Origin of the sequence: Undibacterium sp. SXout7W, from assembly GCF_049339385.1 — a bacterium.
Classification (GTDB): domain Bacteria; phylum Pseudomonadota; class Gammaproteobacteria; order Burkholderiales; family Burkholderiaceae_D; genus Undibacterium.
On record NZ_JBMPPF010000103.1, the window covers coordinates 1 to 363 of the forward strand.

Consider the following 363-nt stretch of genomic DNA (forward strand, 5'->3'; position numbering starts at 1 on the left):
AGACAGTCGCCGCTTCGTCGTCGTCCCTTTAGGGGGAGACGGGCGGAGGGGAGGAAAGTCCGGGCTCCATAGGGCAGGGTGCCAGGTAACGCCTGGGGGGGAAACCCACGACCAGTGCAACAGAGAGCAAACCGCCGATGGCCCGCGCAAGCGGGATCAGGTAAGGGTGAAAGGGTGCGGTAAGAGCGCACCGCGCGGCTGGTAACAGTCCGTGGCACGGTAAACTCCACCCGGAGCAAGGCCAAATAGGGGTTCACATGGTACGGCCCGTACTGAACCCGGGTAGGCTGCTTGAGCCAGTGAGCGATTGCTGGCCTAGATGAATGACTGTCCACGACAGAACCCGGCTTATCGGTCAGCCAT

The 363-nt window shown here is 62.3% G+C and carries 1 other RNA gene; it reads left to right on the forward strand.

Annotated elements, in window-relative coordinates:
• Nucleotides 1-363, forward strand: an RNA gene (gene rnpB / locus ACO0LB_RS20675) — RNase P RNA component class A; the annotation flags it as partial.